This is a genomic window from Vibrio sp. Vb2960, assembly GCF_033337665.1.
Lineage (GTDB): Bacteria > Pseudomonadota > Gammaproteobacteria > Enterobacterales > Vibrionaceae > Vibrio > Vibrio alginolyticus.
The window spans coordinates 77643-102907 of record NZ_JAWORD010000011.1; the positions used below are offsets into that span (position 1 = coordinate 77643).

Sequence of the window (25265 nt, forward strand, 5' to 3'; positions counted from 1 at the left end):
TGCATGACTTGAAGCATCATTCAGGAGCCCAAAATGCAAGAAGTGAAAGCTTTTAATGAAAAACGCGCTGAAATTTACTGGTGGTTTTCGAGCTTGTTCGCAAAAGAACTAACAGAGAAAGAATTGGAAGCCTATCACAGTGTTGAAATTCGCAGTTTTCTCGCAGGTTTAGGTGAAAATGAGTCGCTGAAACCAGCTGTTGATAGCCTAGTTGATGCATTGAATCGGTTACAAGATCGTGAAGATGCACAACTAGAGCTTGCAGCTGACTTTTGTGAACTGTTTTTGAAGACAGAAAAATACGGCGCTCTTCCTTACGCATCCATGTACATTGGTGAATCAGGTTTACTGAATGACAAGCCAGCTGAGGAAATGGAAAAGTTGATGGCTGAATTTGGCGTTCAAGTAGACGAAAACCTAAAGGAACCTGCGGATCACTTAGCCGTTGAGCTCGACTTTCTCGGGAACATGATTATCCGCTCAAACGAGCTTGAACAAGAAAAACACATGGAAGAAGCCTTCGTTAAACAAAACGACTTTATCCAGCAACAATTGATGTCTTGGTTACCTCAGTTTTCAGACAAATGTAAAAAATTCGACGAATTTGGATTTTACTCGAGTGTCGCGAAACTATTAGTTGCATTTTGTAAACTAGACAGCGCCTACCTTCTTGGTGAATAATTGCCGCCTATTTTTAGGGAGCCTGCCTATCGGGCTTCCTGTATGCCTGAAAGTGACCAATTGTAAGTAACTTGGGTATAATATTCGTTTGCCTTAACTTAGCGCAAAGACGCTTGGTTATTTAGCAGTCAAAATGTGACTTCAAATACACAAATCTCTTGCTGAAAACATTGCTAGTCAGTCCACATAGGGCTAAAATGTGAGCGCAAACGATTAAATATGATTTATATGTAAACCGCTGAAATATAGCGGTTTTTGTGTTTTCTTAACAGGTTGATGGCAATTTCTCATCAGATAGAAAAAAGATAAAATTCATCGACCGATGCTGCTACGCACCCTTTTGTCGCACTTGGATCAACCGCTGCCGAGACACTTAGCGCCAATTTTAGATTGCTAGGTGTGAAACCACTAGAGCATCAGGTACATCCAATACGACATATTTCAGTAGCTCGATACAGGACACCATTTATGGCCACGATAAAAGACGTTGCTCGCTTAGCCGGCGTTTCCACTACGACAGTTTCGCACGTTATCAATAAAACGCGTTTCGTTGCAGAAGCAACGCAAGAAAAAGTAATGAAAGCCGTTGACGAGCTGAATTACGCGCCAAGTGCCGTTGCACGCAGCCTAAAATGCAACTCAACTCGTACGATTGGCATGTTAGTAACTCAATCAACTAACCTATTTTTCTCAGAAGTGATTGATGGCGTTGAGAGCTACTGTTACCGCCAAGGCTATACTCTGATTTTATGTAACACAGGCGGGATTTACGAAAAACAACGCGATTACATTCGTATGCTGGCTGAAAAGCGCGTTGATGGCATCCTTGTGATGTGTTCTGACTTAACCGAAGAACTAAAAGAGATGCTTGACCGTCATGCGGACATTCCTAAAGTGGTCATGGATTGGGGCCCAGAGAGCTCACAAGCAGACAAGATCATGGATAACTCAGAAGAAGGTGGCTACATTGCAACCAAACATCTGATTGACAATGGTCATACGGATATCGCTTGTCTAAGCGGTCATTTTGAAAAGCTTGCTTGCCAAGAGCGCATTGCAGGTTTCCGTCGCGCAATGAGCGAAGCGAACCTAGCTGTAAATGAAGACTGGATCCTTGAAGGTAACTTTGAATGTGATACGGCCGTATTAGTTGCAGATAAAATTACCGCAATGGACAAGCGCCCGACGGCGGTATTCTGTTTTAACGACACAATGGCTCTAGGCCTAATGAGCCGCTTGCAACAAAACGGGATCAAAATTCCTGAAGATATTTCAGTGATCGGCTACGACAACATCGAGCTTGCGGAATACTTCTCTCCACCGCTAACGACTATCCACCAACCTAAACGTCGTGTTGGTAAAAATGCATTCGAAATTCTACTTGAGCGTATCAAAGATAAAGAACACGAAAAACGAATTTTCGAGATGCAACCTGAGCTTGTAATTCGAAATACTGTGAAAAAAATGAACTAAAATTCACTGTATTTAACCGTGTTAAATAAGCGCTCTACAGGGGCGCTTATTTTTTTGGAAAAATTAAGCATTCTCTAATACTTCACACCACTCTAATAACAATTGACTAACGTTAACTCCCTGTTTTATATAAATGTAATATATATTAAGAACTCCTTTTCAAAGGCCAATTTGCACCTTTCCATATGCAAAATAGAGCATTCAATCTATCATTTTTATTGAACCGAAATCACACTTTTAACGCTAAACCGTGATGTTAATTCAATATAAGAAGTATGCTCATTGTGTCACGCACAGGGCAAACCATTCGAAAGAGTGGGACGCAAAGCCTCCGGCCTGAACCATATTACGATATGGAAGGTAGCGGGGTTACCGATGGCAAGTGTGTAAGCAATGACTTTACTCTGTAATGACATTGTTTTTACGCATGTTTGCTACTCTCTCGGACCTGACTTTTGGTGGCGTAATATTAATTACACCGAGATAACAAAACATGGATAAACCGATACTCAAAGACTCTATGAAGCTATTTGAGGCACTTGGTAATATCAAGTCGCGCTCAATGTTTGGTGGCTTCGGACTATTCGCTGATGAAACAATGTTTGCACTAGTGGTAAACAATCAGCTTCATATCAGAGCAGACCAAAAAACTTCATCTGACTTCGAGAAACAAGGGCTAAAGCCTTACGTTTATAAAAAACGTGGCTTCCCAGTCGTTACAAAGTACTACGCTATTTCCAGCGATTTATGGGAATCAAGCGAACGCTTAATCGAAGTAGCGAATCAATCATTGAAAAAGGCAAAGCTTGAGAAAGAACAGCAAGCAAGTACAAAGCCTAACCGTTTGAAAGATTTGCCTAACTTACGACTGGCTACCGAGCGCATGCTAAAAAAAGCCGGCATCGAATCCGTAGAGAAGCTTGAAGAGGAAGGTGCGCTTAACGCCTATAAAGCGATAAGAGATACGCACTCTGCCACCGTCAACATTGAGTTGCTATGGGCACTAGAAGGTGCTATCAACGGCACTCATTGGAGTGTGGTACCTCAAGCTCGCCGAGATGAGTTGATGAACGGCCTCCAATAAAAGTCGGCCTAAAAACTATCTTGTAAAACCGCAGTCTAATCTGCGGTTTTTTTGTGAAATTTTTTCGGTTTTCCTACTGTCTTATTACATATATCCCAAATTGGAATCAAAATTATGAATAAGAAACTGATTTTAGGTCTCATCCTACTAGCGGCTATCGTCTTTTTAGGTATTAACTTTGGCCAGTATTTAACCTTAGAGAATGCAAAAGCCCAACAAGAAGCACTAACTACATACATCGATCAGAATTTTGTATTCTCGGCTGCGATTTACTTTTTTACCTACATTGCAATTACCGCTTTTTCTATCCCAGGAGCGGCAGTAGTCACCTTACTTGGTGCAGCCTTATTTGGTTTTTGGACAAGCTTGCTACTGGTTTCTTTCGCTAGCACTATGGGGGCAACACTGGCCTTCTTGAGCAGCCGATACTTATTGCGTGACTGGGTACAAAACAAATTCGGAAATAAACTCAACGCAATTAATCAAGGTGTCGAAAAAGACGGAGCTTTTTATCTATTTTCCTTGCGTCTAATCCCTGTATTCCCTTTCTTTCTAATCAACTTACTGATGGGCTTAACGCCGATGTCTGTAGGTCGATTTTATCTCACTAGCCAAATAGGTATGCTGCCAGGCACAGCCGTATATCTGAATGCAGGTACTCAATTAGCAACAATTGAAAGCCTATCGGGCATTGTTTCACCCGCAGTATTAGCGTCTTTTGCGCTATTGGGACTATTTCCAATCATCACTAAATGGGTTATGAATAAAGTAAGGCCGACACCAAGTCAGCAAAATTCGTAATTGGTGAAGTGGGTATTTTGATGAAAATATTTATCGCTAAAAACCCAGCAGAAGCACACATTGTATGTGAGCTGCTTAAAGTGGAACAAATTTACTGTGAAGTTCGCGGAGAAGGTATTTTCGGCTTAAAAGGAGAACTGCCGTTTGGTGATGATACCGATCCTTATGTGTGGCTTTTTGACACGGCACAAAAGATGAAAGCTGAAGAAATAGTAAAAGCATATCGAAAACAATCCGATAGGCATGAGTATCAAGATTGGCAATGCCCAAAATGTCATGAAATAAACGAAGGGCAATTTGGTGCATGTTGGCAATGTGGATATCAACTAGGAGAGCTATAGCGGCTCTCCTATTCAGTGGATGCACTCAGTTTTAAGCACATACAGCTTGCTGTTTAATAAACTCGATGGAGTGTTGATTGAAGTCTTCTGGACGCTCTACATTGCATACATGACCACAATTCGGGATTTCTCGTAGAATGCTGAGCTTATGTGCTGCAACCATTTCTTTGACAGGTTTAATAAACATGTAATCCCTGTCGCCCATTAAGTAAAGAGTCGGAATGGGTAACTCTCGATCTTTAAAATATTTCATTAACGGATTTACATCAGCGGCAAGAATAAACCAACGTTTAAATTCTTTTTGGCAAAGCTTCTTGGCTTCGCGAATAAAAAGGTGGCGAGATTCTCGTTGGCTTCTTTGAGGCATAACAATATAAGCGAACAGTTTGTAGAGCCACATGTACGGTAGGATATGCTTACAAAAATTACCTAATTTCACCAATATCTGAGAACGAGTGTTAAGCCTTGTGACAGCACCGCCGAGCACCATCGAACGTACGCGCTCTGATGACAATTCAGCAAGGTTTCGAACAATAATAGTACCAAGCGACATACCGACAAAATGAGCGGATTGGATCTTTAAATGGTCCAATACTTTCAAAATATCTTGGGTAACTTCCGTAAAGGTATAACGGCTAGCAATGAGCTCTTTAAGTAACTGATTTGACTTTCCATGGCCTCTTAAATCGATCAGCAATAAGTTAAAGTGTTGCTTGTAAGCTTTAATTTGCTTGAACCAGATAGAAGAGCTACCACCAGCACCGTGCACAAATACAACCCACTCATTACTAGTAGGGTGCAAATAGGTTTTATGAAAAAGTAGCGGCTGGGTCATATTGAGTATCAAAAAGATCGTGCTATTGAGTAAAAAGCCATCCTACCACACTCCCCTTACTCAAGATAATAAAGGCACCTCATTCGGTGCCTTTCGTTACAATTTTAAGTCAAACTAACGCTGAGTGGTAAAGCTGCAAATAAGATTCTGCGGCCTTTTGCCAACAAAAGTCTTGTTGCATCGCGTGCAACTGTACTTTATTCACTTCAGGCTCGTTTTGAGCGTAGAGCAACAGTGCCCTTAGCATCGTTAACAACAATGCCTGCGGTGTCGGTTCGAAAAAAACAAACCCCGTTGCTTCAGATGGGTTTACATCATAATCGCTAACGCTGTCCTTTAAGCCACCAACACCGCGTACTATCGGTAATGTCCCATAAGCCATACTATAGATTTGGTTTAAGCCACATGGTTCAAACTCAGAAGGCATCAAGAAGAAATCAGAACCAGCTTCAACGATATGCGCAAGTTCATTGTCATACGCTTCTACAAAGGCAAATTTGCTAGAAAACTGCGCGGCAACCTCTCGTAACTGAGCGGCAAGAACAGGGTCTCCGGTCCCAACGACAACTAGCTGAACATCGTGCTTCAAAAAGTCGGCCAAAGCAGGCAACAAGTAATGAACGCCTTTCTGCTGGGTCAACCGACAAACCATACCGAACATAGCTACATTTTTTTCGGGCAAATTTAGTCGTTGTTGTAATGCTTTTTTACAAGCTTTCTTCCCTTGCGACATACTTTGCTGGTCGGCGCAGTAATTAACCGGCAAGTAGGTATCAGTTTCCGGATTCCAAGCGCTGTAATCACAACCATTCAAGATGCCGACTAAGTCCTGCGCACGTTGCTGAAACTCCCAAGCCATGCCGTGACTGCCAAGCTCTGTTTTTAGTTCCTCTGCGTACGTAGGGCTAACCGCGTTTATCTTATCTGCATTCATTACACCAGCTTTAAGCATCGTAATATGCGTTGCACTCACCGCAGCATCGGGAACGTTTCTACAATGAAACTCTGGCAAACACTGCACATCTTCATAACTAAATACGCCTTTAAAGACCGCATTGTGAATTGAAATGACGCTTTTAGTATGAGCAAAAAACGGATCATTGCCATACCTGTGCTTGAGCAAAAATGGAACAAGACCTGTGTGCCAATCGTTCGCGTGTATGATATTAGGTTGAAAGGCGAGCTTGGGTAACATATCGAGACATGCTGCACTAAAAAACGCAAAGCGCTCGCCGTTATCAGTATACGCTTGGTTGTTCTCCGCATACATTGATGGTCGATTGAAATACGGCGGACAATCAATCAGGTAAACAGGATTTTGACCTAACATGAGCCGCAAAACTCGATACTCCGTATGCGGCCATGATGTTAATTCTGTTTCTAATACAACTTCTGCGTCTGCGAGTTTATCAATACTGCTGTACGCAGGGATGGTAATTCTTACGTCTTGCTGTAGGTTTTGAAGGGCTTCCGGTAGTGCCTTGGCAACATCTGCCAAGCCACCACTTTTAATGAGGCCTTCAACCTCAGAAGCTACAAACAGAATAGATAAGTTGTTAGTAGCCAACTCGAGCTCCTTTCGGAATAACAACAATGCCCTCCTCAGACACGTGGAAGTGTTTTTTATCTTCTTGAAGATTCACACCAATCTGAGTACCAGGAGCAATATCGGCATCCTTGTCGACAATCACACGACGTAAAACACATCCTTCGCCAATTTTTACGTCACCAAGAAGTATACATTCGCTGATATCGCAAGCAGAAGCAATATTACTGCGAAAACCAAGCACCGACTTTTCGATTCTTGAGCCTCTAACATAGCTGCCATTACACACTAAACTATCGATTATCTGCACACGACCATTATCAGAGTCGGTAAATGTCGCAGGTGGCAATGGTGGGTAGTAGGTATGCAATGGCCATTTACGGTTGTACAGCGAAAATGGTGCATCTTTTTCTAGCAGATCCATATGCGCTTGCCAGTACGCATCAATAGTTCCGACATCACGCCAGTACACCTCTTCTTTTTCGCCACTGATTTTGTTGGTACTGAAGTCATACACGAACACATCACCTCTAGGGAACATCTTTGGAATGATGTCCTTTCCAAAATCATGTGATGAAGCTTCATTATCCGCATCTTCGACCAACTCTGAGAACAGTACCTGAGCTTCAAAAACATAGTTACCCATTGAAACTAAAGCGTAATCAGGGTCACCAGGAATCGACTTCGGATTTGCTGGTTTTTCTTCAAAGCCAATCATACGGCCTTCGCTATCCACTTCGATAACCCCAAATTGCGACGCCTCTTTTAGTGGCATGCGCAATGCAGATACCGTCAGAGAAGCCTGCTTTTCTGAGTGGAAGTTCAGCATTTGTTTGATATCCATCTTATAGATATGGTCAGAGCCAAAAATACAAACTTGCTCTGGTTCCTCTAACTCCATAAAACGCAGGTTTTGATAGATCGCGTCCGCCGTCCCTTCGTACCAACGTTTACCAGTACGCATTTGAGCGGGAATAGGATCGATAAAGCGGTCTGTAATGCCGTTGATGTTCCACCCCTTTTTTAAGTGATGGAATAAAGATTGAGATTTAAATTGGGTTAGGACGTAAATGCGCATCAGATCCGCATTAACAAAATTGTTTAGAGCAAAATCGATCAATCGATAACTACCACCAAACGGTACCGAAGGTTTACTGCGAGATTCCGTTAAAGGTCTCAAACGAGAGCCTTCACCGCCAGCAAGAATCATTCCCAAAACACCAGCCATTTGTTGTTCTCCATATCGTTATAGCTTGGATTTGGTACTCGCTTGAATGAGTCATACTCGGGGAGTCAAGCGAATACATTTAGCAACCGTCTCTGAGTTTCTGTGAACTCTTACAACACGGATAAAAAAGCTACGGCACTTCCAGTATGCAACGTCCACTCTTTCCTTATTTTTTGACGCAAACAATGCACACAGTTGCACTAATTTTTGTAATAAATTATCTAAGCGGGTTCTAAATTACAATTTTTAATACGCCATTCTGTGTACCATACAGCTCTTGCGTACTCAAGACGATATCTAGATCACACATGGAAAAGCAAACGATTACATTGTGAAAACAATTTACGAACGGATTCACTACACCGCCGATTTTTTAGCCCAATGTATAACAAATATGTGAATGCAAAATGAAAGTTACAACGAATATTTTTTACATAAAAAATACATCAGTGACTACGAAATATTGATACTGGGATCTTCTCGCGTCAGCAAAACTCAGTCAAAGCAGCAAAGATCTATACGAACAACACAGTGGCCTTTACGCAAAAACAAAACGCAAAAAAGGCAGCGATATCGCTGCCTTTTTACATTACTTAGATCGTACGTTTTTATGCTTTCGCTTTTTTACGCTTATCAGTGACTTCCCACTTACCGTCAACAAAGAGCGCTGTCCAACCAGATGGTTTGCCATTCTCTTCCGAACGAACGTAGTTCTCTTTTGTTTTGCGACTAAAGCGTACAACTGCAGGACGACCATCAGGATCTTCTTGCGGTGCGGTCGCTAGGTATTTGAACTTCTCAGGTAAACGCTCTTCAAAACGTGCCAGTTCAGCAACCAAAGGAGCACGTGTCTCGCGCGATTTCGGGAAGTTGCTTGCCGCCATAAATAGACCTGAAGCACCATCACGAAGTACGAAATACGCATCTGAGTTTTCACATGGCAACTCGGGGAAATGAACAGGATCTTCTTTCGGGGGCGCGACTTCGCCATTCTTCAAGATCTTACGAGTGTTCTTGCACGTTTCGCTCGTACAATCCATGTATTTACCAAAGCGACCGTTCTTAAGCACCATATCAGAGCCACATTTGTCACATTCAACAACTGGACCATCGTAGCCTTTTACTTTGAACTCGCCGTATTCAACAAGGTAGCCTTCACAGTTCGGGTTATTACCACAAACATGCATCTTACGCTTGTCATCAATCAGGTATGCGTCCATCGCTGTTTCACAGATCGGACAACGCTTTTTAGCACGAAGAGCTGCGGTTTCAACGTCTTCTTCTAGAACGTTAATAATACCTTCTTCGTCACCCAAGTTGATGGTTGTCTTACAACGCTCTTTTGGTGGTAACGCGTAACCTGAACAGCCTAAGAACACACCTGTCGAAGCAGTACGGATGCCCATTGGACGGCTACACGTCGGACACTCGATATCCGTCATGACGATGTGGTTTAACTTCATACCGCCTTCTGACTCATCCAGCTCCGCTTTTTCAAGATCGCCAGTAAAATCAGCAAAGAAGTTGTCTAACACAGCTTTCCAGTTCACTTCACCTTCAGCGATTTGGTCCAATTTCTGTTCCATACGCGCAGTAAAGTCGTAGTTCATCAAATCGTTAAAGCTGTCATCAAGGCGGTCAGTAACAATTTCACCCATTTTTTCAGCGTAGAAACGGCGCTGATCAACTTTCACGTAGCCACGATCTTGAATCGTAGAAATGATCGATGCGTAAGTCGACGGACGACCAATACCTCGTTTCTCCAGCTCTTTAACCAGTGCTGCTTCAGTGTAGCGCGCAGGTGGCTTTGTAAAGTGCTGTTTAGGGTCAAGTGACTCTAAGCTTAGCTTATCGCCAAGTTGTACCGCAGGAAGGATTGTATCCTCGTTTTTGCCCATTGGACGCTGTACACGAGTCCAGCCGTCAAATTTAAGGATACGGCCTTTCGCTTTAAGCGTGTATTCTGCCGCTTTTACACTGATGGTTGTTGAATCGTATTCTGCTGGCGTCATTTGACACGCTACAAACTGATTCCAAATCAAAGCGTAAAGTTTGTGCGCATCAGCATCGACACCTTGCAGGTCTTCCGCCTTAACACCCACATTTGAAGGACGGATCGCTTCGTGCGCTTCCTGTGCCCCTTCTTTGCTACCGTACGTCAATGGTTTCGCTGGCAGGTACTTATCACCAAACTCAGAACCAATAAAGTCACGTACAGCGTCCACAGCCTCGGCACTTAGGTTAGTCGAGTCAGTACGCATGTAAGTGATGTAACCGGCCTCATAGAGGCGCTGAGCTAGCATCATGGTCTTTTTCACACCGTAGCCCAGACGTGTACTCGCTGCCTGTTGAAGCGTAGAGGTGATGTAAGGTGCAGAAGGCTTGCTCTTTGTAGGACGGTCTTCACGCTTACATACTTCGTAACTTGCATTCTCAAGTACAGACATCGCTGCTTTGGTTTCTGCCTCATTAACTGGCTTAAACGCAGAACCGTCTTTCTGCGCAACAAGCAGTTTAAAGTCCGCTTTGTCTTTCGTTTTCGTATTCGCATGAATGTCCCAGAATTCTTCTGGTACAAACGCGTTAATCTCACGCTCACGCTCAACTAACAATTTCACCGCAACAGACTGCACTCGACCAGCAGATAAGCCACGAGCCACTTTTTTCCAAAGTAAAGGTGAAACCATAAAACCAACGACACGGTCCATGAAGCGACGTGCTTGTTGGGCATTTACACCATCCATGTTCAGCTCGCCAGGTGTCTGGAAAGCTTGTTGGATCGCGTTTTTCGTAATTTCGTTAAAAACTACACGTTTGTATCGCTCTTCATCGCCACCGATGATCTCACGAAGGTGCCATGCGATTGCTTCCCCTTCGCGGTCCAAATCGGTTGCGAGATAAACGCAATCTGCGTCTTTGGCGAGTTTTTGTAGTTCGTTGACAACTTTTTCTTTGCCTGGAAGGATTTGGTAATTCGCTTCCCAGTCATGATATGGGTTAATCCCCATTTTTTTGATCAACGCTTTGCGGTCTTTCTCTTTTTTAACGCGCGCTTTCTCTTCCGGACTCATCCCTTTAGTTGAGATGGCTGCGGCTTTTTTCTCACCAGTGCTTTGACCGGCCGTAGGCAGATCACGCACATGACCAACACTAGACTTAACAATAAAGTCTTTACCAAGGTACTTATTTATCGTCTTTGCCTTGGCTGGTGACTCCACTATAACGAGTGATTTACCCATAACTGACTCTAACGTCCTTCATAATAATGCGGGTAGAAACCTTGTTTAAAGGCCACCCGCATAATGTTCTATTTCATTGCTTCTTTTTTTACTATTGTGCGAGATGAAAAGAAGATCAACTGCTTTTTTGAAATTCAGATCCGATTGGTTGACAATTCATCGTCTTTATACTTCAAAGAGACAGGGTTCTGAAAGGTATTGAGCGGCATATCTAAACAGGCAAACTTAGCATCCGCTAATCCAATGCAATAAATTTTGTTACCCATCACAAAATAGTTTGGTTCAATGCTCTGCCATCTTCCTCCGCATCATGCTTATACTCTAAAAATTGATCTGTTTAGTCTTACTGAACGATTGACTGAATTAATCATGCAAACCCATTTTAGTTGTAGGTATACTCAGCATTCTTAACTAAATAGAATGGTAGAAAGAATATGTCTGATAGAACGTTTATCGAAGAGTTCGACCTTCTTTTGATCGCTAACCAAATCATCCAAGAGCACGATGATTACATCGAGGGAATGCGAGCAACAAGTGTAGAAGAAAAAGAAGGTGTTTTAGTTTTTAAAGGTGAATACTTCCTTGATGACAAAGGTTTACCAACTTCAAATACGACTGCAGTATTCAATATGTTCAAATACTTAGCGCATCACCTTTCTAAGGAATTTACGCTGGTTAAATAGTATTGGGAAACAAAAAAGCCAGAGTGTTATTCACTCTGGCTTTTTTGTTTTAGGTCAGAATATTTAGCAGCTTAAAGCCTTAAGTTTGTCGAAGTAGTCAGGGAACGTTTTCGACGTACACTTTGGATCGTTAATCGTCACAGGCGTATCACTAAGTGCCACCAGCGAAAAACACATCGCCATTCGATGATCATCGTAAGTATCAATCGCAGCATGCTTTAACTGAGAGACAGGTTTGACGATGATGTAGTCTTCCCCTTCTTCCACTTCCGCACCGACTTTACGTAACTCAGTCGCCATAGCTGACAAACGGTCTGTTTCTTTTACACGCCAGTTATAAACGTTACGAATAGCGGTAGTGCCTTCGGCAAATAGCGCTGTTGTCGCGATGGTCATTGCAGCATCAGGGATATGGTTGTAATCCATATCGATGCCTTTCAATTGACCAACACGTGAAATTACGTAGTCATCACCCCATTCAATTTCTGCACCCATTTTTTCAAGCGCATCAGCAAATTGAATATCACCTTGAATGCTGTTTTTACCGATACCCGTGACTTTAACTTCTCCACCTTTGATGGCTGCCGCCGCCAAGAAGTAAGAAGCAGAAGACGCGTCACCTTCAACCAAGAAATCACCTGGAGCAATGTATTGCTGACCGGCTGGGATCACAAACTCTTGATAGTCGTTGTTGATCACATCGACTCCAAACTGCTTCATGATATGCAGGGTGATATCGATATAAGGCTTAGAAACCAAATCGCCTTCGATGTTGATGCGAATTTCACCTTCAGCCAATGGCGCAGACATTAAGAAAGCGGTCAAGAACTGACTTGAAATGGACCCATCGATAGAAACTGTACCTGCTTTTAGGCCAGTACCAATTATTTTGAGAGGCGGAAAGTTCTCGTTTTCCATGTACTCAACGTTCGCACCAGCATCTTTCAGTGCCGTGACAAGGTGACCAATTGGACGCTCTTTCATACGAGGTTCGCCCGTCAGTACATACTCCCCTTCTCCAAGACAAAGAGCCGCAGCTAATGGTCGCATCGCAGTGCCAGCATTGCCGAGAAATAACTCTACCGGCTCTGAGACAGAAAACGGACGCCCAAGGCCTTCAACGAGACATTCTGTTTTATCTTCGGAAAGTTGGTATTGAACGCCTAGTTTAGTCAGCGCATTCAGCATATGACGAATATCATCACTGTCGAGGAGATTAGTAAGGCGAGTTCTGCCTTTAGCAAGAGCAGCAAGTAAAAGAGCTCGATTAGAAACGCTTTTAGAGCCAGGAAGGTTCACTTCCCCTTGAATTTTATTGATAGGTTGTAACGTTAGGCTTTCCATTAAAAGTTGATAATCCTTTGTGCCCTCAACATACGATTTTTATGAGGGCTAAACAATTCTTCGTGAATTCAGACTACCCAAAAAAACACGACAAAACCAGAGTAAATCGGCGCTAATTTATGAATATCCTCAAGCAGCCTAAAGATACAGAATTAAAGGCATTGCCAGCGATGTAAATCAGAGCGAAAGAAGCACGGCGAAACAGCAAACTATTTCGACTTTATTTGACTATAAGCCAGCCCGACTGTACATGCCTGATTAGGCTTCGTTAGACTAAAACAACCTAGGGTTAATAAGTGATATCAACCCTGACTCCATCATCAAAATATAAAATACGAACTTCATCCCCTCGACTAAATAACATATTTTTATCAACATCTTGGATGACATTAATTAGCTTATCACCCTTCACTTTGATGAGTAGCTCAACTAACTTATATTCAACCGTGTATTGGTAATTACTTTGGTTTTGAGCAACTGCGGCACCAGCAAGCGCACCCACTGCCGTCGCGACTTCTCTTCCCGTACCGCCACCAAATTGATTACCGACTAAACCACCGATAGTGGCACCAAGTAGTGTCTTCCAACCGTTACTTTTCGATTGAACAACCTCTTGTTGAGTAATATAACGGACAGAGTCAATCTTCCCGTAAACTACTTCATTAACTGGCTTGGCAACATTTCTTTCATAGGCTGCGTTGGCGACAAGTGGTAAAAACAGTATGATCCCAAGCCATACTTTTACGATATTTCTTAACCAGGTCATCATAAACTCCTCTGACTCCAATGTTGGTAACGACTTCTTATGGCTATTTATTTAACTGAACTCGATGAAACGTTCAACTTTCCCTCACCCTATAAAGCACTCAGCGACCCCAATGGTTTGCTGGCTTTTGGTGGTGACTTAAACCCCATGAGAATCCTCAATGGTTACTATCAAGGCATTTTCCCTTGGTATGGTCCTGGTGAACCTATTTTATGGTGGAGCCCTTCTCCGCGCGCCGTGTTTGACCCATTACAGTTTAAGCCATCTAAAAGTCTCAAAAAATTTCAGCGTAAACATAACTATAAAGTAACACTCAATTTCGCGACAGAAGAAGTGATTAGACTATGTTCTTCAACACGCCCTGCAGAGGAAACATGGCTCAACGAGGAAATGCAAGCTTCCTACATTGAGTTAGCCAAACTTGGTCACTGTCACTCTGTAGAAGTATGGCATGACAACAACCTGATTGGCGGACTATATGGCATTTGCGTGGGCCAACTTTTTTGCGGAGAGTCGATGTTTAGTCTAAAAGATAACGCATCCAAAATTGCATTGTGGTACTTATGCAACCATTTGGCGTCAAAGCAAGGTCAATTAATCGATTGCCAAGTTATGAATTCTCACTTGGCATCACTTGGCGCATTTGAACTTGAGCGTGACGAATTTATGCAAAAACTACTATCTTTAAGAGAAAAGCAAACACTATTTGATGCCTATCAGCCCCAAGTTTTGCAGGATTCAGTATGAGTACGGATATACAACATATTCGAATAGGGTTGACGAATAATCACCCTTGTAGTTATTTGCCTGAACGGCAAGAGCGGGTTGCGGTGGCGCTTGATGAAAGGCTGCATACTGAAGAAAATTACCAGTTGCTCATGGCTAACGGTTTTCGTCGTAGCGGAGATACCATATATAAACCGCATTGCGAGCATTGCACCGCTTGCCAGCCAATTCGAGTCTCGATTCCAGACGTTAGACTATCAAAAAGTCAGAAGAGGCTGCTTAATAAAGCACAGTCTTTACGCTGGGAAATGAAACCTGAAATGGATGAGGAATGGTTTGAGCTTTACAGTCGGTACATCTGCAAACGGCATAAAAACGGCACTATGTACCCACCAAAGCGTGATGAGTTTGCTCGATTTGCTCAAACCAGCTGGCTGACAACGTCGTTTTTACACATTTACGATGAATCAGATCAATTGCTCGCCATTGCAGTGACAGATTTGATGCCACAATGCTCGAGTGCTTTTTATACTTTCTTTGACCCTGACTACGAGTTATCTCTTGGGACATTAGCGGTGCTTTATCAAATTAAATACTGCCAAGAAAACAAACAACAGTGGCTATATTTGGGATATCAGATTGATGAGTGCCCAGCAATGAGCTACAAAACACGCTTTCAACGCCACCAAAGGCTAGTAAATCAGCGTTGGCGAGGGTAGAATACGCCTCAACTTTACATAATTACTATTTAGCGGCAGAATATAGCCCGCTAATATTGCCTAATTTCTAAAGAGGATTAAATGGCTAAAGAAGACGTAATCGAGATGCAAGGCACAGTCCTTGACACTCTACCAAACACTATGTTCCGTGTTGAACTTGAAAACGGTCACGTTGTGACTGCTCACATCTCTGGCAAGATGCGTAAGAACTACATCCGTATCCTAACGGGTGACAAAGTAACTGTAGAGATGACTCCATACGACCTGTCAAAAGGCCGCATCGTCTTCCGCGCTCGTTAATCTCTGATTTTCGGATGCAATAAAAAACGGAGCAAGCTGCTCCGTTTTTTATTGCACAATTTTTTCCGATTTAGTTCAGATAAAAAAGCGCACGATCTTCTCGTGCGCTTTTGCGTTTGTTACCGACTAACGATTAATGCATCGCTGTCTCTTTCTCACTTAAGTATTCAAACTCAAGCGTATCGTTGACCAGCGTTACTTTCACTGTACCGCCGTCAACTAAAGATCCAAACAACAGTTCGTTAGCCAAAGGCTTCTTAAGCTGTTCTTGGATAACACGCCCCATTGGGCGAGCCCCCATAGCTTTGTCATAACCTTTATGTGCTAACCAATGGCGAGCGTCTTGCGATACTTCCATTGAAACGCCTCTCGCATCAAGTTGCACTTGCAGTTCAACAATGAACTTATCAACCACTTGATGGATAACGCTTTCATCAAGGCTGTTAAACCAGATGATGTTATCAAGACGGTTACGGAACTCAGGAGTAAACACCTTCTTAATTTCCGCCATTGCATCGTGACTGTTGTCTTGTTGAATCAAACCAATTGATTTCTTCTCGGTTTCCGCCACTCCTGCGTTAGTTGTCATAACAAGAATGACATTACGGAAGTCTGCTTTGCGACCATTGTTGTCCGTTAGCGTACCGTTATCCATGACTTGCAACAGCAGGTTAAAGATATCAGGGTGCGCTTTTTCAATCTCATCAAGTAATACGACTGAATGTGGGTGCTTAATAACAGCATCAGTTAGCAAACCACCTTGGTCATAACCGACATAACCAGGAGGCGCACCAATTAAGCGACTTACGGAGTGACGCTCACCATACTCAGACATATCAAAACGAAGTAGCTCGATACCTAGAAGCTTAGATAACTGCACCGTCACCTCTGTTTTACCAACCCCTGTTGGGCCTGCAAACAAAAATGAACCAACAGGTTTGTTGTCTACACCTAAACCTGCACGTGTCAGCTTGATCGCCTCGGATAATGCATCAATCGCATTATCTTGACCAAATACCAACATCTTCATTTTGCTATCTAAGTTTTTCAAAATGTCTTTATCTGAAGAAGAAACCGACTTCTCTGGAATTCGCGCCATTTTGGCAACCATTGATTCGATATCAGCCACTCCGACCGTTTTTTTACGACGGCTTGCAGGAGCAAGACGACTACGAGCACCAGCTTCATCAATGACATCAATGGCCTTATCTGGTAGATGGCGTTCATTAATGTATTTAGCCGACAGTTCTACCGCGGCACGCAGTGCTTTATTGGTATAACGTACTTCATGGTGAGCTTCGTACTTCGGCTTCAAGCCCATCAAGATTTTAGTTGTGTCATCTAATGAAGGTTCTACAACGTCTATCTTTTGGAAACGGCGAGACAACGCACGCTCTTTCTCGAAAATGTTGCTGTATTCTTGGTATGTCGTCGAACCAATACAACGCAACTTACCACTACTTAAAAGAGGCTTAATAAGATTTGCTGCATCGACTTGACCACCAGATGCCGCGCCTGCACCGATGATGGTATGTATTTCATCGATGAACAAAATGGCATCTTCTTCTTTTTCAAGTTGTTTCAAAATCGCCTTGAAGCGCTTTTCAAAATCACCGCGATATTTGGTACCAGCGAGCAAAGAGCCAATATCTAGTGAATAAATCACGCTGTTTTGAATAACCTCAGGGACCTGCCCTTCGACAATTCTCCATGCAAGACCTTCCGCTATGGCTGTTTTACCAACCCCTGCCTCACCCACTAGTAGTGGATTATTCTTGCGGCGTCGACAAAGTACCTGAATAGTGCGCTCTAACTCTTTATCACGTCCAATGAGTGGGTCGATGTTTCCATCTTTAGCGACTTGATTAAGATTCGTCGCAAAGCTTTCTAAGCGTTCTTCAGAATTAGGCTCTTCAACACTTTCTGAGCTAAACGAGTCTGATGATGAATCCTCACCTGCACCTGATGCTTTAGTAATACCGTGGGAGATGAAGTTAACAATATCTAATCGGGAGATGTCATTTTTCTTCAGTAGGTAAGCGGCATGCGACTCTTGCTCACTGAAGATAGCAACAAGCACGTTGGCGCCTGTTACTTCATTACGACCAGACGACTGTACATGAAAGACGGCGCGTTGTAGTACACGTTGAAAACTCAAAGTCGGCTGCGTTTCACGCGTCTCATCACTATCTGGGATAAGAGGCGTAGTTTGATCGATGAAAATATCGAGTTCGTTGCGTAAAGCGTCAAGATCCGCCTTACAAGCTAGAAGGGCTTCCTTAGCTGCATCATTTTCCAACAATGCAAGTAGGAGGTGTTCGACAGTCATAAACTCGTGGCGTTTATCTCGCGCCCGAGCAAATGCACCGTTAAGGCTTGACTCTAGTTCTTTATTTAGCATAAGTACCTCCCGAAAAAACAACTGGGGTTGTTCGAGCAAGTCTTCTTTGTTTACGCTTGCTCCATAGTGCAAAGTAGCGGATGTTCATTTTCCCTTGCGTACATCGTAACTTGCGCTACTTTTGTCTCGGCAATTTCTGCGCTGTATGTGCCGCAGATTGCCTTTCCTTCATAGTGGACCTGAAGCATGATTTGAGTTGCTTTATCAATATCATGTGAGAAAAATCGCTCAAGCACCTCTATGACGAAATCCATAGGTGTATAGTCATCATTATTGAGTACGACATTGTACAGCTTAGGTGGCTGGACTTTCGTACTTTCTCGCTCCAGAAGATCAGAGTCCGGAGTGACCCATTCAAAATTTTTACTCATGGCAATCTAAAGATATCGTATCAAAGGGTTGATGTTTTCGACCTATAAAAACAATCTACCACAAGCATGCAGCGCGGTGTAGTGAGTTATGGCACCGAATTCGATCTTTGATCGATAAAAGTTACTACCTAATATAGAGACTAATGCACGTCTTGATACGGCGCAAATAAAAGATGCTTGTCGATAAGTTACACATTTTTTCTTATAAAAGAACTTTCTATTTATTGCTCTCGGATTATTGCAAACCACCCCATCATCTTCTATCTGGATCACACTTCCTCATTGAGAATACGGTAATTATCACGAAAACTTCATTTTTTATTCAGTCAGAGGATTCTTCTCCCATAAGCAACACGGACAGTATGGCTTTTTCAGTATGAGCCACTTCATAGGCAAATTGACTAAACTTCTGCGTATATACGAAAAACTGTTTGCAAATTTGTTAATCTCAAAAGTGATTTGTTTTCAATTATGTTTCTGTTTGTTGCTCACTGCTATTGACTGTCGAAATTCATTGACTACAGTGGAAAGTATCGATGCATAAATCATCATTTTGAAACCTCTCTTCTTTAAGTGGTTTGATGAATGTGACTTATCATTGATTTGACGTTTGTTGGCATTCGCTGACAATGGTAGTACCAAGTTAAAGGTATAACTTGGTTGCAGTAACAACATCAGTAAAAAATGCATGAGGGATGTAAAGCATGGCTACAGGTACAGTAAAGTGGTTTAACAATGCCAAAGGATTTGGGTTTATTTGTTCAGATGAAGAAGAGGGAGATATCTTTGCCCACTACTCAACTATCCAGATGGACGGTTATCGTACACTGAAAGCAGGCCAACAAGTCTCTTACGAGATTGAAAAAGGTCCCAAAGGCTGTCACGCGAGTAGCGTCGTGCCTCTTGAAGGCCAAGCCAAATAATTAGAGCGCTGTCGAAATATAAAAATATTGCTCTCGAAACGCCAAGTTGATGTTTTGAAGAGAAAAATAAACCCGCCAAGATAGCGGGTTTCTTACTATTTAGAGCACGTGTTACAAAAGGAACACTTACAACGCACTTACAGGATAGGAAACACGCCGAAAACGACGTGTTTTTTAACACTAACTTACTTGTTAATGATTGCGTTAAAGGTTTCGCTTGGACGCATCAATTTAGAAACCAATGCATCGTCTAGTAAGTAGTAACCTCCTAGCTCACCTTTCACGCCTTGCGCATTATTTAGCTCAGCAACGATCGTTTCTTCCTGCTCTGACAGCGCTTTTGCAATTGGTGCAAATTCAGCAGCAAGATCCGCATCATCCGTTTGCTCTGAAAGCGCTTTCGCCCAGTAAAGTGCAAGATAGAAGTGACTTCCACGGTTATCTAGCTCACCCACTTTGCGTGACGGAGATTTGTTGGTGTCTAAAAACTCACCGGTCGCTTTATCTAGTGTATCTGCTAGAACCTGAGCCTTAGGATTGTTTGTCGCTACACTTAAATGCTCTAACGAAGCTGCAAGCGCTAGGAACTCGCCCAAAGAATCCCAACGAAGGTGATTCTCTTTTTCTACTTGTTGAACGTGCTTAGGAGCAGAACCACCAGCGCCTGTTTCAAATAGACCACCACCATTCATCAATGGAACAATAGATAGCATCTTAGCAGACGTACCTAACTCTAGAATTGGGAACAAGTCTGTTAGGTAGTCACGAAGAACATTACCTGTAACAGAGATAGTATCTAGGCCCGCTTTCATACGCTCTAGTGAGTACTTACAAGCTTCAACAGGAGATAGGATCTTAATCTCTAGACCGTCAGTATCGTGATCTGGTAGGTAGGCGTTTACTTTCTTGATGAGCTCAGCATCGTGCGCGCGGTTTTCATCTAGCCAGAATACAGCTGGAACACCTGTTGCACGTGCGCGAGTCACTGCTAGTTTAACCCAATCTTGGATTGGTGCGTCTTTAACCTGACACATACGGAAGATATCACCTTCTTCAACCGCTTGCTCTAACAGTACGTTACCTGAAGCATCAACAACGCGAACAGTACCCGCAGCGTCTAGAATGAATGTCTTGTCGTGAGAACCATACTCTTCAGCTTTCTGAGCCATTAGACCAACGTTAGGTACGCTACCCATAGTGGTTGGATCAAATGCGCCGTGCTCTTTACAGAAATCAATAACCGCTTGGTAAATACCTGCGTAGCTACGATCTGGAATCATCGCTTTGGTGTCTTTTTGTTTACCATCTGGTCCCCACATTTGACCCGAAGAGCGAAGCATTGCTGGCATAGAAGCATCTACAATAATGTCACTTGGTACATGTAAGTTTGTGATACCACGATCAGAGTCAACCATCGCAAGTTCTGGTTGAGTTTGGTAAACCGCTTGAATGGCCGCTTCAATTTCTGCTTTTTGCGCTTCAGGTAGAGACTCAATTTTTGAGTAAACATCACCGATGCCATTGTTTACATCAACGCCTAGCTCTTCAAACAGCTTACCGTACTTATCGAAAACGTCTTTGTAGTAAACTTTTACGGCATGGCCGAAAATGACAGGGTCAGAAACTTTCATCATCGTCGCTTTCATATGAAGAGACAGCAGCACGTCTTGTGCTTTCGCTTCAGCAATCTCTTTCTCGAAAAATTCAACCAACGCCTTCTTCTTCATTACTGAAGTATCAATGACTTCTTTATCTAGTAATGGGAACGCAGACTTAAGCTCTTTAACTGTACCATCATTACCGACAAACTCGATTTTGACATCTGTTGCACCAGAGATAGTTGTAGACTTTTCGCTACCAAAGAAGTCATTGTCTGACATGCTCGCAACATGAGACTTAGATTCTGCTGACCATGCACCCATTGAGTGTGGGTTTTTCTTCGCGTAGTTCTTAACCGAAGTCGGAGCACGACGGTCTGAGTTACCTTCACGAAGTACTGGGTTAACCGCACTACCTTTGATTTTGTCGTAAGCCGCTTTAATCGCTTTCTCTTCGTACGTGCTCGGCTCTTCTGGGTAGTTTGGTAAATCGTAACCTTTCGCCTGAAGCTCTTTAATCGCCGCTTTAAGCTGAGGAACTGAAGCTGAAATGTTAGGTAGCTTGATGATATTTGCTTCTGGAGTTTGAGCTAGTTCACCAAGCTCAGTCAACGCATCGCCAATGCGCTGTTCTTCTTTTAGATGCTCTGGGAAGTTAGCGATAATTCGACCTGCTAGTGAAATATCACGAGTATCTACATTGATGCCAGACGATGCTGTGAATGATTGAATGATTGGTAGTAATGAATAAGTTGCTAGCGCCGGCGCTTCATCAGTGATGGTGTAGATAATTGTAGGTTTTTCTGTAGGCATGAAATTTCCCTATTTTTTAATCAACTTGTTGGCTGATCAACTCAGCGTCTGAGTTGGTTTAATTGACGCATTGCTGCACGTTAGCAGTACATGTCTCCTCACTAACGCCACATGCGGTTCGCACTCTTTGTTGTAGTTTGAAGCTCTAAGCTCTGAATCCATGAGTGCACTGATATAATTAAACAAATAACACGAATTAGTCTATCATTCTGTGCGCGTTTGTTAGTTTTAGGCGCGCAAATCATATCCGATCATGAGAAAACTTAAAACTTTCAAACACAGTTCATTTACATTTTTGCAGGGTAGTTAACATGTCATCTCGTACAGGTCAGGAAAAAGGTCGCAGTCGTAACCAGTCTAAAACGGGCCATTTTAAACACTCAGGAGCTCGCAATGGCTCGAAGACTCGTACTCAGCAAGACCGCCGCCCTAATCGCCCAACAAAAAGCCAAAAGCCAAAAGTGGCCCCTAAAGATCGTAAAGTCATTATTTTCAATAAGCCTTACGATACGCTCAGTCAATTTACCGATGGCGATGGTCGCAAAACGTTAGCGGACTATATCCCAATCAAAAATGTCTATGCGGCTGGCCGATTGGACCGAGACAGCGAAGGTTTGATGGTACTCACTAACGATGGCATCTTGCAGGCGAAGCTAACGCAGCCAAAGTCAAAATCGCCGAAGACTTATTGGGTTCAAGTTGATGGCGCTCCTCAGGAGCAAGATCTTGAAAAATTGAGAAAGGGAGTAGAGCTAAAAGATGGTATGACTCTACCAGCCGAAGTTGAAGTTATTCCAGAACCACAAGTCTGGGACAGAACGCCTCCGGTCCGTTTTCGCGCAAATATCCCTACCACTTGGTTAGCCATTACCATTATTGAAGGAAGAAATCGTCAGGTGCGTCGCATGACTGCGCACATTGGCTTCCCTACTTTGCGCCTCATTCGTCATTCGATGGGTGATATCGTCCTTAACGACCTAATGCCTGGTGAATGGAGAGAAATCTCTCTCTAATAAGCAGAAAAGATAAAAGCAGGCTTAAAGCCTGCTTTTTAGATTCGTACTTTTTCAGTTAAGCCCTACCTAATGAACTAAGGGATTACTGCTCAGCAAGCCAGTTTTTAAAGGCCTCTTTTTCCGCCGGAGACGCTTTCTGGTACATCGTCTTTAATACATCAACCATTGGGCTGTCGTTTGATGCGGCTGTTGAACGGGTATCACTACTCTCAACTCGAGGCTCGATATCACTTACTGATTGTTGATGCTGATTCACAGTTACATAACTAACGGCAACACTCGCGATACCGCCAGCAATGTTGTAGTTACGAGATTCTTGAGGGTAATTACGACCAATTTGAACACCATCTGACTCTAATACATCTTCGACCAAAGCAATAGGTTGGCCTTTGGTATCCAGTAATTGCCAATCTAGAGGCGAGATGTTGTTTTGCGCTTGGCGAAGAGTTTTAAACTCTGGCAGCTCAAACGTTAGCTTTTCGTTTTCAGCATCAAATTTAGCAACGATTACATCACTGTAAACCGTCTTAAGGTTTTCGTTTGTTTCAAAAGCAGGTTGATATTTGAAGACAATTTGGTTAGTTCCGTCAGGGATCTCAATTGTCTTCTCACTAGAGAAAAGTCCCCCCTCAAGTTTTGGCTTCTCCATGTTGACGGCCAATAACTTCACGTCTTCTGGAACCACTAAAGTCGTTGCAGCATAAAGGTTTGTACTGGCAAGAATAGACAACGCCATTGCCACTTTTAATGATAACTGCATAGAATTTTTCATCCTTATCTTCATAGTAAAAGACCCAGCATATAGCTGGGTCTTACAATATCAAACTGGGTATTGATTACCAGTAGAAACGTGCACCAACACCGAAGTCAGTTTTAGAATCAGTTGCTGCAGTTGTTTTACCAGCTTCTAGCTTATCACCATCAAAATTGTAACCCGCTTCTGCGAATACACGTGCCCATTTAGAGAACTTGTATTCAACGCCAGCGTAAAATTTAGATTGGTCGCCATCTTTCTTGCCAGATTGGTCAGAAGACGACATTACTAGCTCGTAACCAGAGTAAAGTGTTGTTTTAGGAGCTACAACGAACATGCCTGCTAGAGAGATACCGTGAGAATCGATAGTCTCGTTAGCTGCTTTGTCTTCATTTTCGTTGTAGTAGTACGTAGCACCTAGAGTGTGCTCATCTAGAGCGTATTCAGCAGTTACTTCGAAAGATAGGTTTTCAGTGTTGTTACCTTTAGAAGCAATCTTGTTCTCAGAAGAAAGAACGCCAGCGTGTACAGATAGGTCATTGAAAGACTTACCTACGAATACTTCGCGGATTTCTTCGTTTTGATCTTTCTCACCTAGCGCGTAACCAGCTTTTAGCCAGAATGCGTCATTTTCGTAAGCGTATTTAATTTGAGAAGAGTTGTTCCACGCGTGTCCGTAAAGAAGTGCAGAACCACCGAAGAAGTATGAGTAATCAGCTCCGTAGATGTCATCAGCCCAAGTACCTTCTTTACCAAAACGAAGTGTACCCATATCGCCCATGTCGAAGCCAAAGATGTGACGGCGTACGTATACTGAGTCATCAGTACGCTCGCTTGAATCAGCACCTGCACCGTAGTTGTCACCTAGAGCAACACCGATTTCAACTTCACCCAGAACTTTTAGGTTGTCGTTTACAACGTAAACACCGTTTACACCCATACGAGAAGAGCTAGTGTTTAGCTCTGCAGTGTGGTCTGTGCTGTCTAGGAATAGAAGAGTTGGACGTAGCTGACCGTAGAAATCTACAGAACCTTCTTCAGATTTGAATACTTCAGCTGCGTTCACTGAAGTTGCAGACGCAACTACAGCTAGTGCTAATAGAGTTTTTTTCATAATTAATCCACTGCCTTTTCTTAGTTCGGGATATCCTTGTCCGGTTCCCTTTTTTTATATGTTTGAGATAGAGCGTTAACAAAAGGTTATACAACGCCTCCTCAAAATCTGGAGCTAAGAGTGCAAAAGATTATTCTGACTGTCAAATTTTCTAAATGCCAATGTAAAAAAACAAAAATAACATTAAAAAACAATAACTTGCAATGCTTATCTTTATTTACTCGACGAACATCTAATCAATCCTCTTGATTTTTCATAATTTATAAAACCGTTAACAATGAGATTTTAAACCCAAAACAGACTCTATGAAATACATAAAATGGAATAAAAAACCACAAAAACATCATATTTAGAGTTTTATATTTTTCATATAATGAAATTAATTTCATTAAGATTAGGTTCAATATTTTTTTGTGAAGGAGATCTACATTCCTTATAAAAGCATTCCGTTTTGTGAACTACTGTACAACTAGTGATGTGTGCTACTATTCGCCTCCAACGCATTTGAG

Annotated in this window: 22 protein-coding genes and 1 riboswitch; of the genes, 11 read left to right on the top strand and 11 right to left on the bottom strand. The window is 42.6% G+C overall.

The features are described from left to right. The first annotated feature begins 33 nt into the window (after window positions 1-33). The 5 genes from torD (at window position 34) to R7O03_RS11420 (ending at window position 4380) form a co-directional block, all read left to right on the top strand. Window positions 34-681 (top strand): molecular chaperone TorD, encoded by a 648-nt coding sequence (gene torD, locus R7O03_RS11400; RefSeq protein ID WP_005378369.1) that lies wholly within the window; start codon window positions 34-36, stop codon window positions 679-681. Window positions 682-1149: 468 nt separating this feature from the next. Next, entirely contained in the window at window positions 1150-2154 is a 1005-nt protein-coding gene (gene purR, locus R7O03_RS11405; RefSeq protein ID WP_005378368.1) for an HTH-type transcriptional repressor PurR, read from the top strand. A 287-nt stretch (window positions 2155-2441) separates the two neighbouring features. Then, a riboswitch (cyclic di-GMP riboswitch) is annotated at window positions 2442-2531 on the top strand. A gap of 116 nt (window positions 2532-2647) precedes the next feature. Continuing rightward, on the top strand, window positions 2648-3238 hold the full coding sequence (locus R7O03_RS11410; protein ID WP_005378367.1) for a TfoX/Sxy family DNA transformation protein: 591 nt from the start codon (window positions 2648-2650) through the stop codon (window positions 3236-3238). Between the two features lie 114 nt (window positions 3239-3352). Continuing rightward, a complete protein-coding gene (locus R7O03_RS11415) occupies window positions 3353-4039 on the top strand; it encodes a TVP38/TMEM64 family protein (protein WP_005378366.1) in 687 nt (228 codons plus the stop codon). Between the two features lie 20 nt (window positions 4040-4059). Continuing rightward, window positions 4060-4380, top strand: a complete 321-nt coding sequence (locus R7O03_RS11420; protein ID WP_017820033.1) for a DUF2007 domain-containing protein — start codon at window positions 4060-4062, stop codon at window positions 4378-4380. 31 nt (window positions 4381-4411) lie between these two features. Here the strand turns inward: R7O03_RS11420 and R7O03_RS11425 are convergent, their stop codons facing one another. The 4 genes from R7O03_RS11425 to topA all read right to left on the bottom strand — a co-directional run bounded on the left by R7O03_RS11425 (window position 4412) and on the right by topA (window position 11228). Further along, a complete protein-coding gene (locus R7O03_RS11425) occupies window positions 4412-5215 on the bottom strand; it encodes an alpha/beta fold hydrolase (RefSeq protein ID WP_017820032.1) in 804 nt (267 codons plus the stop codon). Between the two features lie 109 nt (window positions 5216-5324). Next, window positions 5325-6782: a glycogen synthase GlgA gene (gene glgA, locus R7O03_RS11430; protein ID WP_017820031.1), complete on the bottom strand. Its 1458-nt coding sequence runs from the start codon at window positions 6780-6782 to the stop codon at window positions 5325-5327. Further along, window positions 6772-7989 (bottom strand): glucose-1-phosphate adenylyltransferase, encoded by a 1218-nt coding sequence (glgC, locus tag R7O03_RS11435; RefSeq protein ID WP_017634726.1) that lies wholly within the window; start codon window positions 7987-7989, stop codon window positions 6772-6774. Before glgC ends, glgA begins: the two co-directional genes overlap by 11 nt. Before the next feature lie 608 nt (window positions 7990-8597). Beyond that, window positions 8598-11228 carry a type I DNA topoisomerase gene (topA, locus tag R7O03_RS11440; RefSeq protein WP_005378351.1) on the bottom strand — a complete coding sequence of 877 codons (2631 nt, stop codon included), beginning with the start codon at window positions 11226-11228 and terminating at the stop codon, window positions 8598-8600. A gap of 434 nt (window positions 11229-11662) precedes the next feature. Between topA and R7O03_RS11445 the strand changes: the two genes are divergently transcribed. After that, the gene (locus R7O03_RS11445; RefSeq protein WP_005387884.1) at window positions 11663-11911 is read left to right on the top strand and encodes a YciN family protein; all 249 of its coding nucleotides are present in this window, start codon (window positions 11663-11665) and stop codon (window positions 11909-11911) included. A gap of 63 nt (window positions 11912-11974) precedes the next feature. Here the strand turns inward: R7O03_RS11445 and aroA are convergent, their stop codons facing one another. Beyond that, window positions 11975-13255, bottom strand: a complete 1281-nt coding sequence (gene aroA, locus R7O03_RS11450; protein ID WP_005387883.1) for a 3-phosphoshikimate 1-carboxyvinyltransferase — start codon at window positions 13253-13255, stop codon at window positions 11975-11977. A gap of 289 nt (window positions 13256-13544) precedes the next feature. Further along, on the bottom strand, window positions 13545-14021 hold the full coding sequence (locus tag R7O03_RS11455) for a glycine zipper 2TM domain-containing protein (protein WP_005378348.1): 477 nt from the start codon (window positions 14019-14021) through the stop codon (window positions 13545-13547). A 39-nt stretch (window positions 14022-14060) separates the two neighbouring features. Between R7O03_RS11455 and aat the strand changes: the two genes are divergently transcribed. The 3 genes from aat (at window position 14061) to infA (ending at window position 15766) form a co-directional block, all read left to right on the top strand. Further along, window positions 14061-14768 (top strand): leucyl/phenylalanyl-tRNA--protein transferase, encoded by a 708-nt coding sequence (gene aat / locus R7O03_RS11460; RefSeq protein ID WP_005387881.1) that lies wholly within the window; start codon window positions 14061-14063, stop codon window positions 14766-14768. Then, the gene (locus tag R7O03_RS11465) at window positions 14765-15466 is read left to right on the top strand and encodes an arginyltransferase (RefSeq protein ID WP_005378346.1); all 702 of its coding nucleotides are present in this window, start codon (window positions 14765-14767) and stop codon (window positions 15464-15466) included. The genes aat and R7O03_RS11465 overlap by 4 nt, the downstream gene beginning before the upstream one ends. Window positions 15467-15547: 81 nt before the next feature. After that, window positions 15548-15766, top strand: a complete 219-nt coding sequence (gene infA, locus R7O03_RS11470; protein WP_001040192.1) for a translation initiation factor IF-1 — start codon at window positions 15548-15550, stop codon at window positions 15764-15766. Between the two features lie 133 nt (window positions 15767-15899). Here infA and clpA read toward each other — a convergent pair whose 3' ends face one another. Together clpA and clpS are read right to left on the bottom strand one after the other, a co-directional pair. Then, a complete protein-coding gene (gene clpA / locus R7O03_RS11475) occupies window positions 15900-18167 on the bottom strand; it encodes an ATP-dependent Clp protease ATP-binding subunit ClpA (protein WP_005387879.1) in 2268 nt (755 codons plus the stop codon). Between the two features lie 50 nt (window positions 18168-18217). Then, on the bottom strand, window positions 18218-18538 hold the full coding sequence (clpS, locus tag R7O03_RS11480; RefSeq protein WP_005378419.1) for an ATP-dependent Clp protease adapter ClpS: 321 nt from the start codon (window positions 18536-18538) through the stop codon (window positions 18218-18220). A 704-nt stretch (window positions 18539-19242) separates the two neighbouring features. On the opposite strand from clpS, the gene cspD reads away from it, so the two are divergent. Then, on the top strand, window positions 19243-19461 hold the full coding sequence (gene cspD, locus R7O03_RS11485; protein WP_005378407.1) for a cold shock domain-containing protein CspD: 219 nt from the start codon (window positions 19243-19245) through the stop codon (window positions 19459-19461). Window positions 19462-19646: 185 nt separating this feature from the next. Here cspD and R7O03_RS11490 read toward each other — a convergent pair whose 3' ends face one another. Then, window positions 19647-21872, bottom strand: a complete 2226-nt coding sequence (locus R7O03_RS11490; RefSeq protein WP_005387876.1) for an NADP-dependent isocitrate dehydrogenase — start codon at window positions 21870-21872, stop codon at window positions 19647-19649. 311 nt (window positions 21873-22183) lie between these two features. On the opposite strand from R7O03_RS11490, the gene R7O03_RS11495 reads away from it, so the two are divergent. After that, window positions 22184-22885: a pseudouridine synthase gene (locus tag R7O03_RS11495; RefSeq protein WP_005387874.1), complete on the top strand. Its 702-nt coding sequence runs from the start codon at window positions 22184-22186 to the stop codon at window positions 22883-22885. An 85-nt stretch (window positions 22886-22970) separates the two neighbouring features. On the opposite strand, the gene R7O03_RS11500 is transcribed toward R7O03_RS11495, so the two are convergent. Further along, on the bottom strand, window positions 22971-23648 hold the full coding sequence (locus R7O03_RS11500) for a DUF2057 family protein (protein WP_213893678.1): 678 nt from the start codon (window positions 23646-23648) through the stop codon (window positions 22971-22973). 76 nt (window positions 23649-23724) lie between these two features. Next, a complete protein-coding gene (locus R7O03_RS11505; RefSeq protein ID WP_182038222.1) occupies window positions 23725-24756 on the bottom strand; it encodes a porin in 1032 nt (343 codons plus the stop codon). Window positions 24757-25265: the final 509 nt, after the last annotated feature.

Coding starts and splice junctions, on each gene's coding strand:
- R7O03_RS11415 (WP_005378366.1), top strand. CDS start 3,353: ATGAATAAGAAACTGATTTTAGGTCTCATCCTACTAGCGGCTATCGTC.
- aroA (WP_005387883.1), bottom strand. CDS start 13,255: ATGGAAAGCCTAACGTTACAACCTATCAATAAAATTCAAGGGGAAGTG.
- R7O03_RS11455 (WP_005378348.1), bottom strand. CDS start 14,021: ATGACCTGGTTAAGAAATATCGTAAAAGTATGGCTTGGGATCATACTG.
- R7O03_RS11410 (WP_005378367.1), top strand. CDS start 2,648: ATGGATAAACCGATACTCAAAGACTCTATGAAGCTATTTGAGGCACTT.
- torD (WP_005378369.1), top strand. CDS start 34: ATGCAAGAAGTGAAAGCTTTTAATGAAAAACGCGCTGAAATTTACTGG.
- clpA (WP_005387879.1), bottom strand. CDS start 18,167: ATGCTAAATAAAGAACTAGAGTCAAGCCTTAACGGTGCATTTGCTCGG.
- cspD (WP_005378407.1), top strand. CDS start 19,243: ATGGCTACAGGTACAGTAAAGTGGTTTAACAATGCCAAAGGATTTGGG.
- R7O03_RS11420 (WP_017820033.1), top strand. CDS start 4,060: ATGAAAATATTTATCGCTAAAAACCCAGCAGAAGCACACATTGTATGT.
- R7O03_RS11505 (WP_182038222.1), bottom strand. CDS start 24,756: ATGAAAAAAACTCTATTAGCACTAGCTGTAGTTGCGTCTGCAACTTCA.
- R7O03_RS11425 (WP_017820032.1), bottom strand. CDS start 5,215: ATGACCCAGCCGCTACTTTTTCATAAAACCTATTTGCACCCTACTAGT.
- R7O03_RS11500 (WP_213893678.1), bottom strand. CDS start 23,648: ATGCAGTTATCATTAAAAGTGGCAATGGCGTTGTCTATTCTTGCCAGT.
- aat (WP_005387881.1), top strand. CDS start 14,061: ATGGCTATTTATTTAACTGAACTCGATGAAACGTTCAACTTTCCCTCA.
- topA (WP_005378351.1), bottom strand. CDS start 11,228: ATGGGTAAATCACTCGTTATAGTGGAGTCACCAGCCAAGGCAAAGACG.
- glgC (WP_017634726.1), bottom strand. CDS start 7,989: ATGGCTGGTGTTTTGGGAATGATTCTTGCTGGCGGTGAAGGCTCTCGT.
- purR (WP_005378368.1), top strand. CDS start 1,150: ATGGCCACGATAAAAGACGTTGCTCGCTTAGCCGGCGTTTCCACTACG.
- R7O03_RS11445 (WP_005387884.1), top strand. CDS start 11,663: ATGTCTGATAGAACGTTTATCGAAGAGTTCGACCTTCTTTTGATCGCT.
- R7O03_RS11495 (WP_005387874.1), top strand. CDS start 22,184: ATGTCATCTCGTACAGGTCAGGAAAAAGGTCGCAGTCGTAACCAGTCT.
- R7O03_RS11465 (WP_005378346.1), top strand. CDS start 14,765: ATGAGTACGGATATACAACATATTCGAATAGGGTTGACGAATAATCAC.
- R7O03_RS11490 (WP_005387876.1), bottom strand. CDS start 21,872: ATGCCTACAGAAAAACCTACAATTATCTACACCATCACTGATGAAGCG.
- infA (WP_001040192.1), top strand. CDS start 15,548: ATGGCTAAAGAAGACGTAATCGAGATGCAAGGCACAGTCCTTGACACT.
- clpS (WP_005378419.1), bottom strand. CDS start 18,538: ATGAGTAAAAATTTTGAATGGGTCACTCCGGACTCTGATCTTCTGGAG.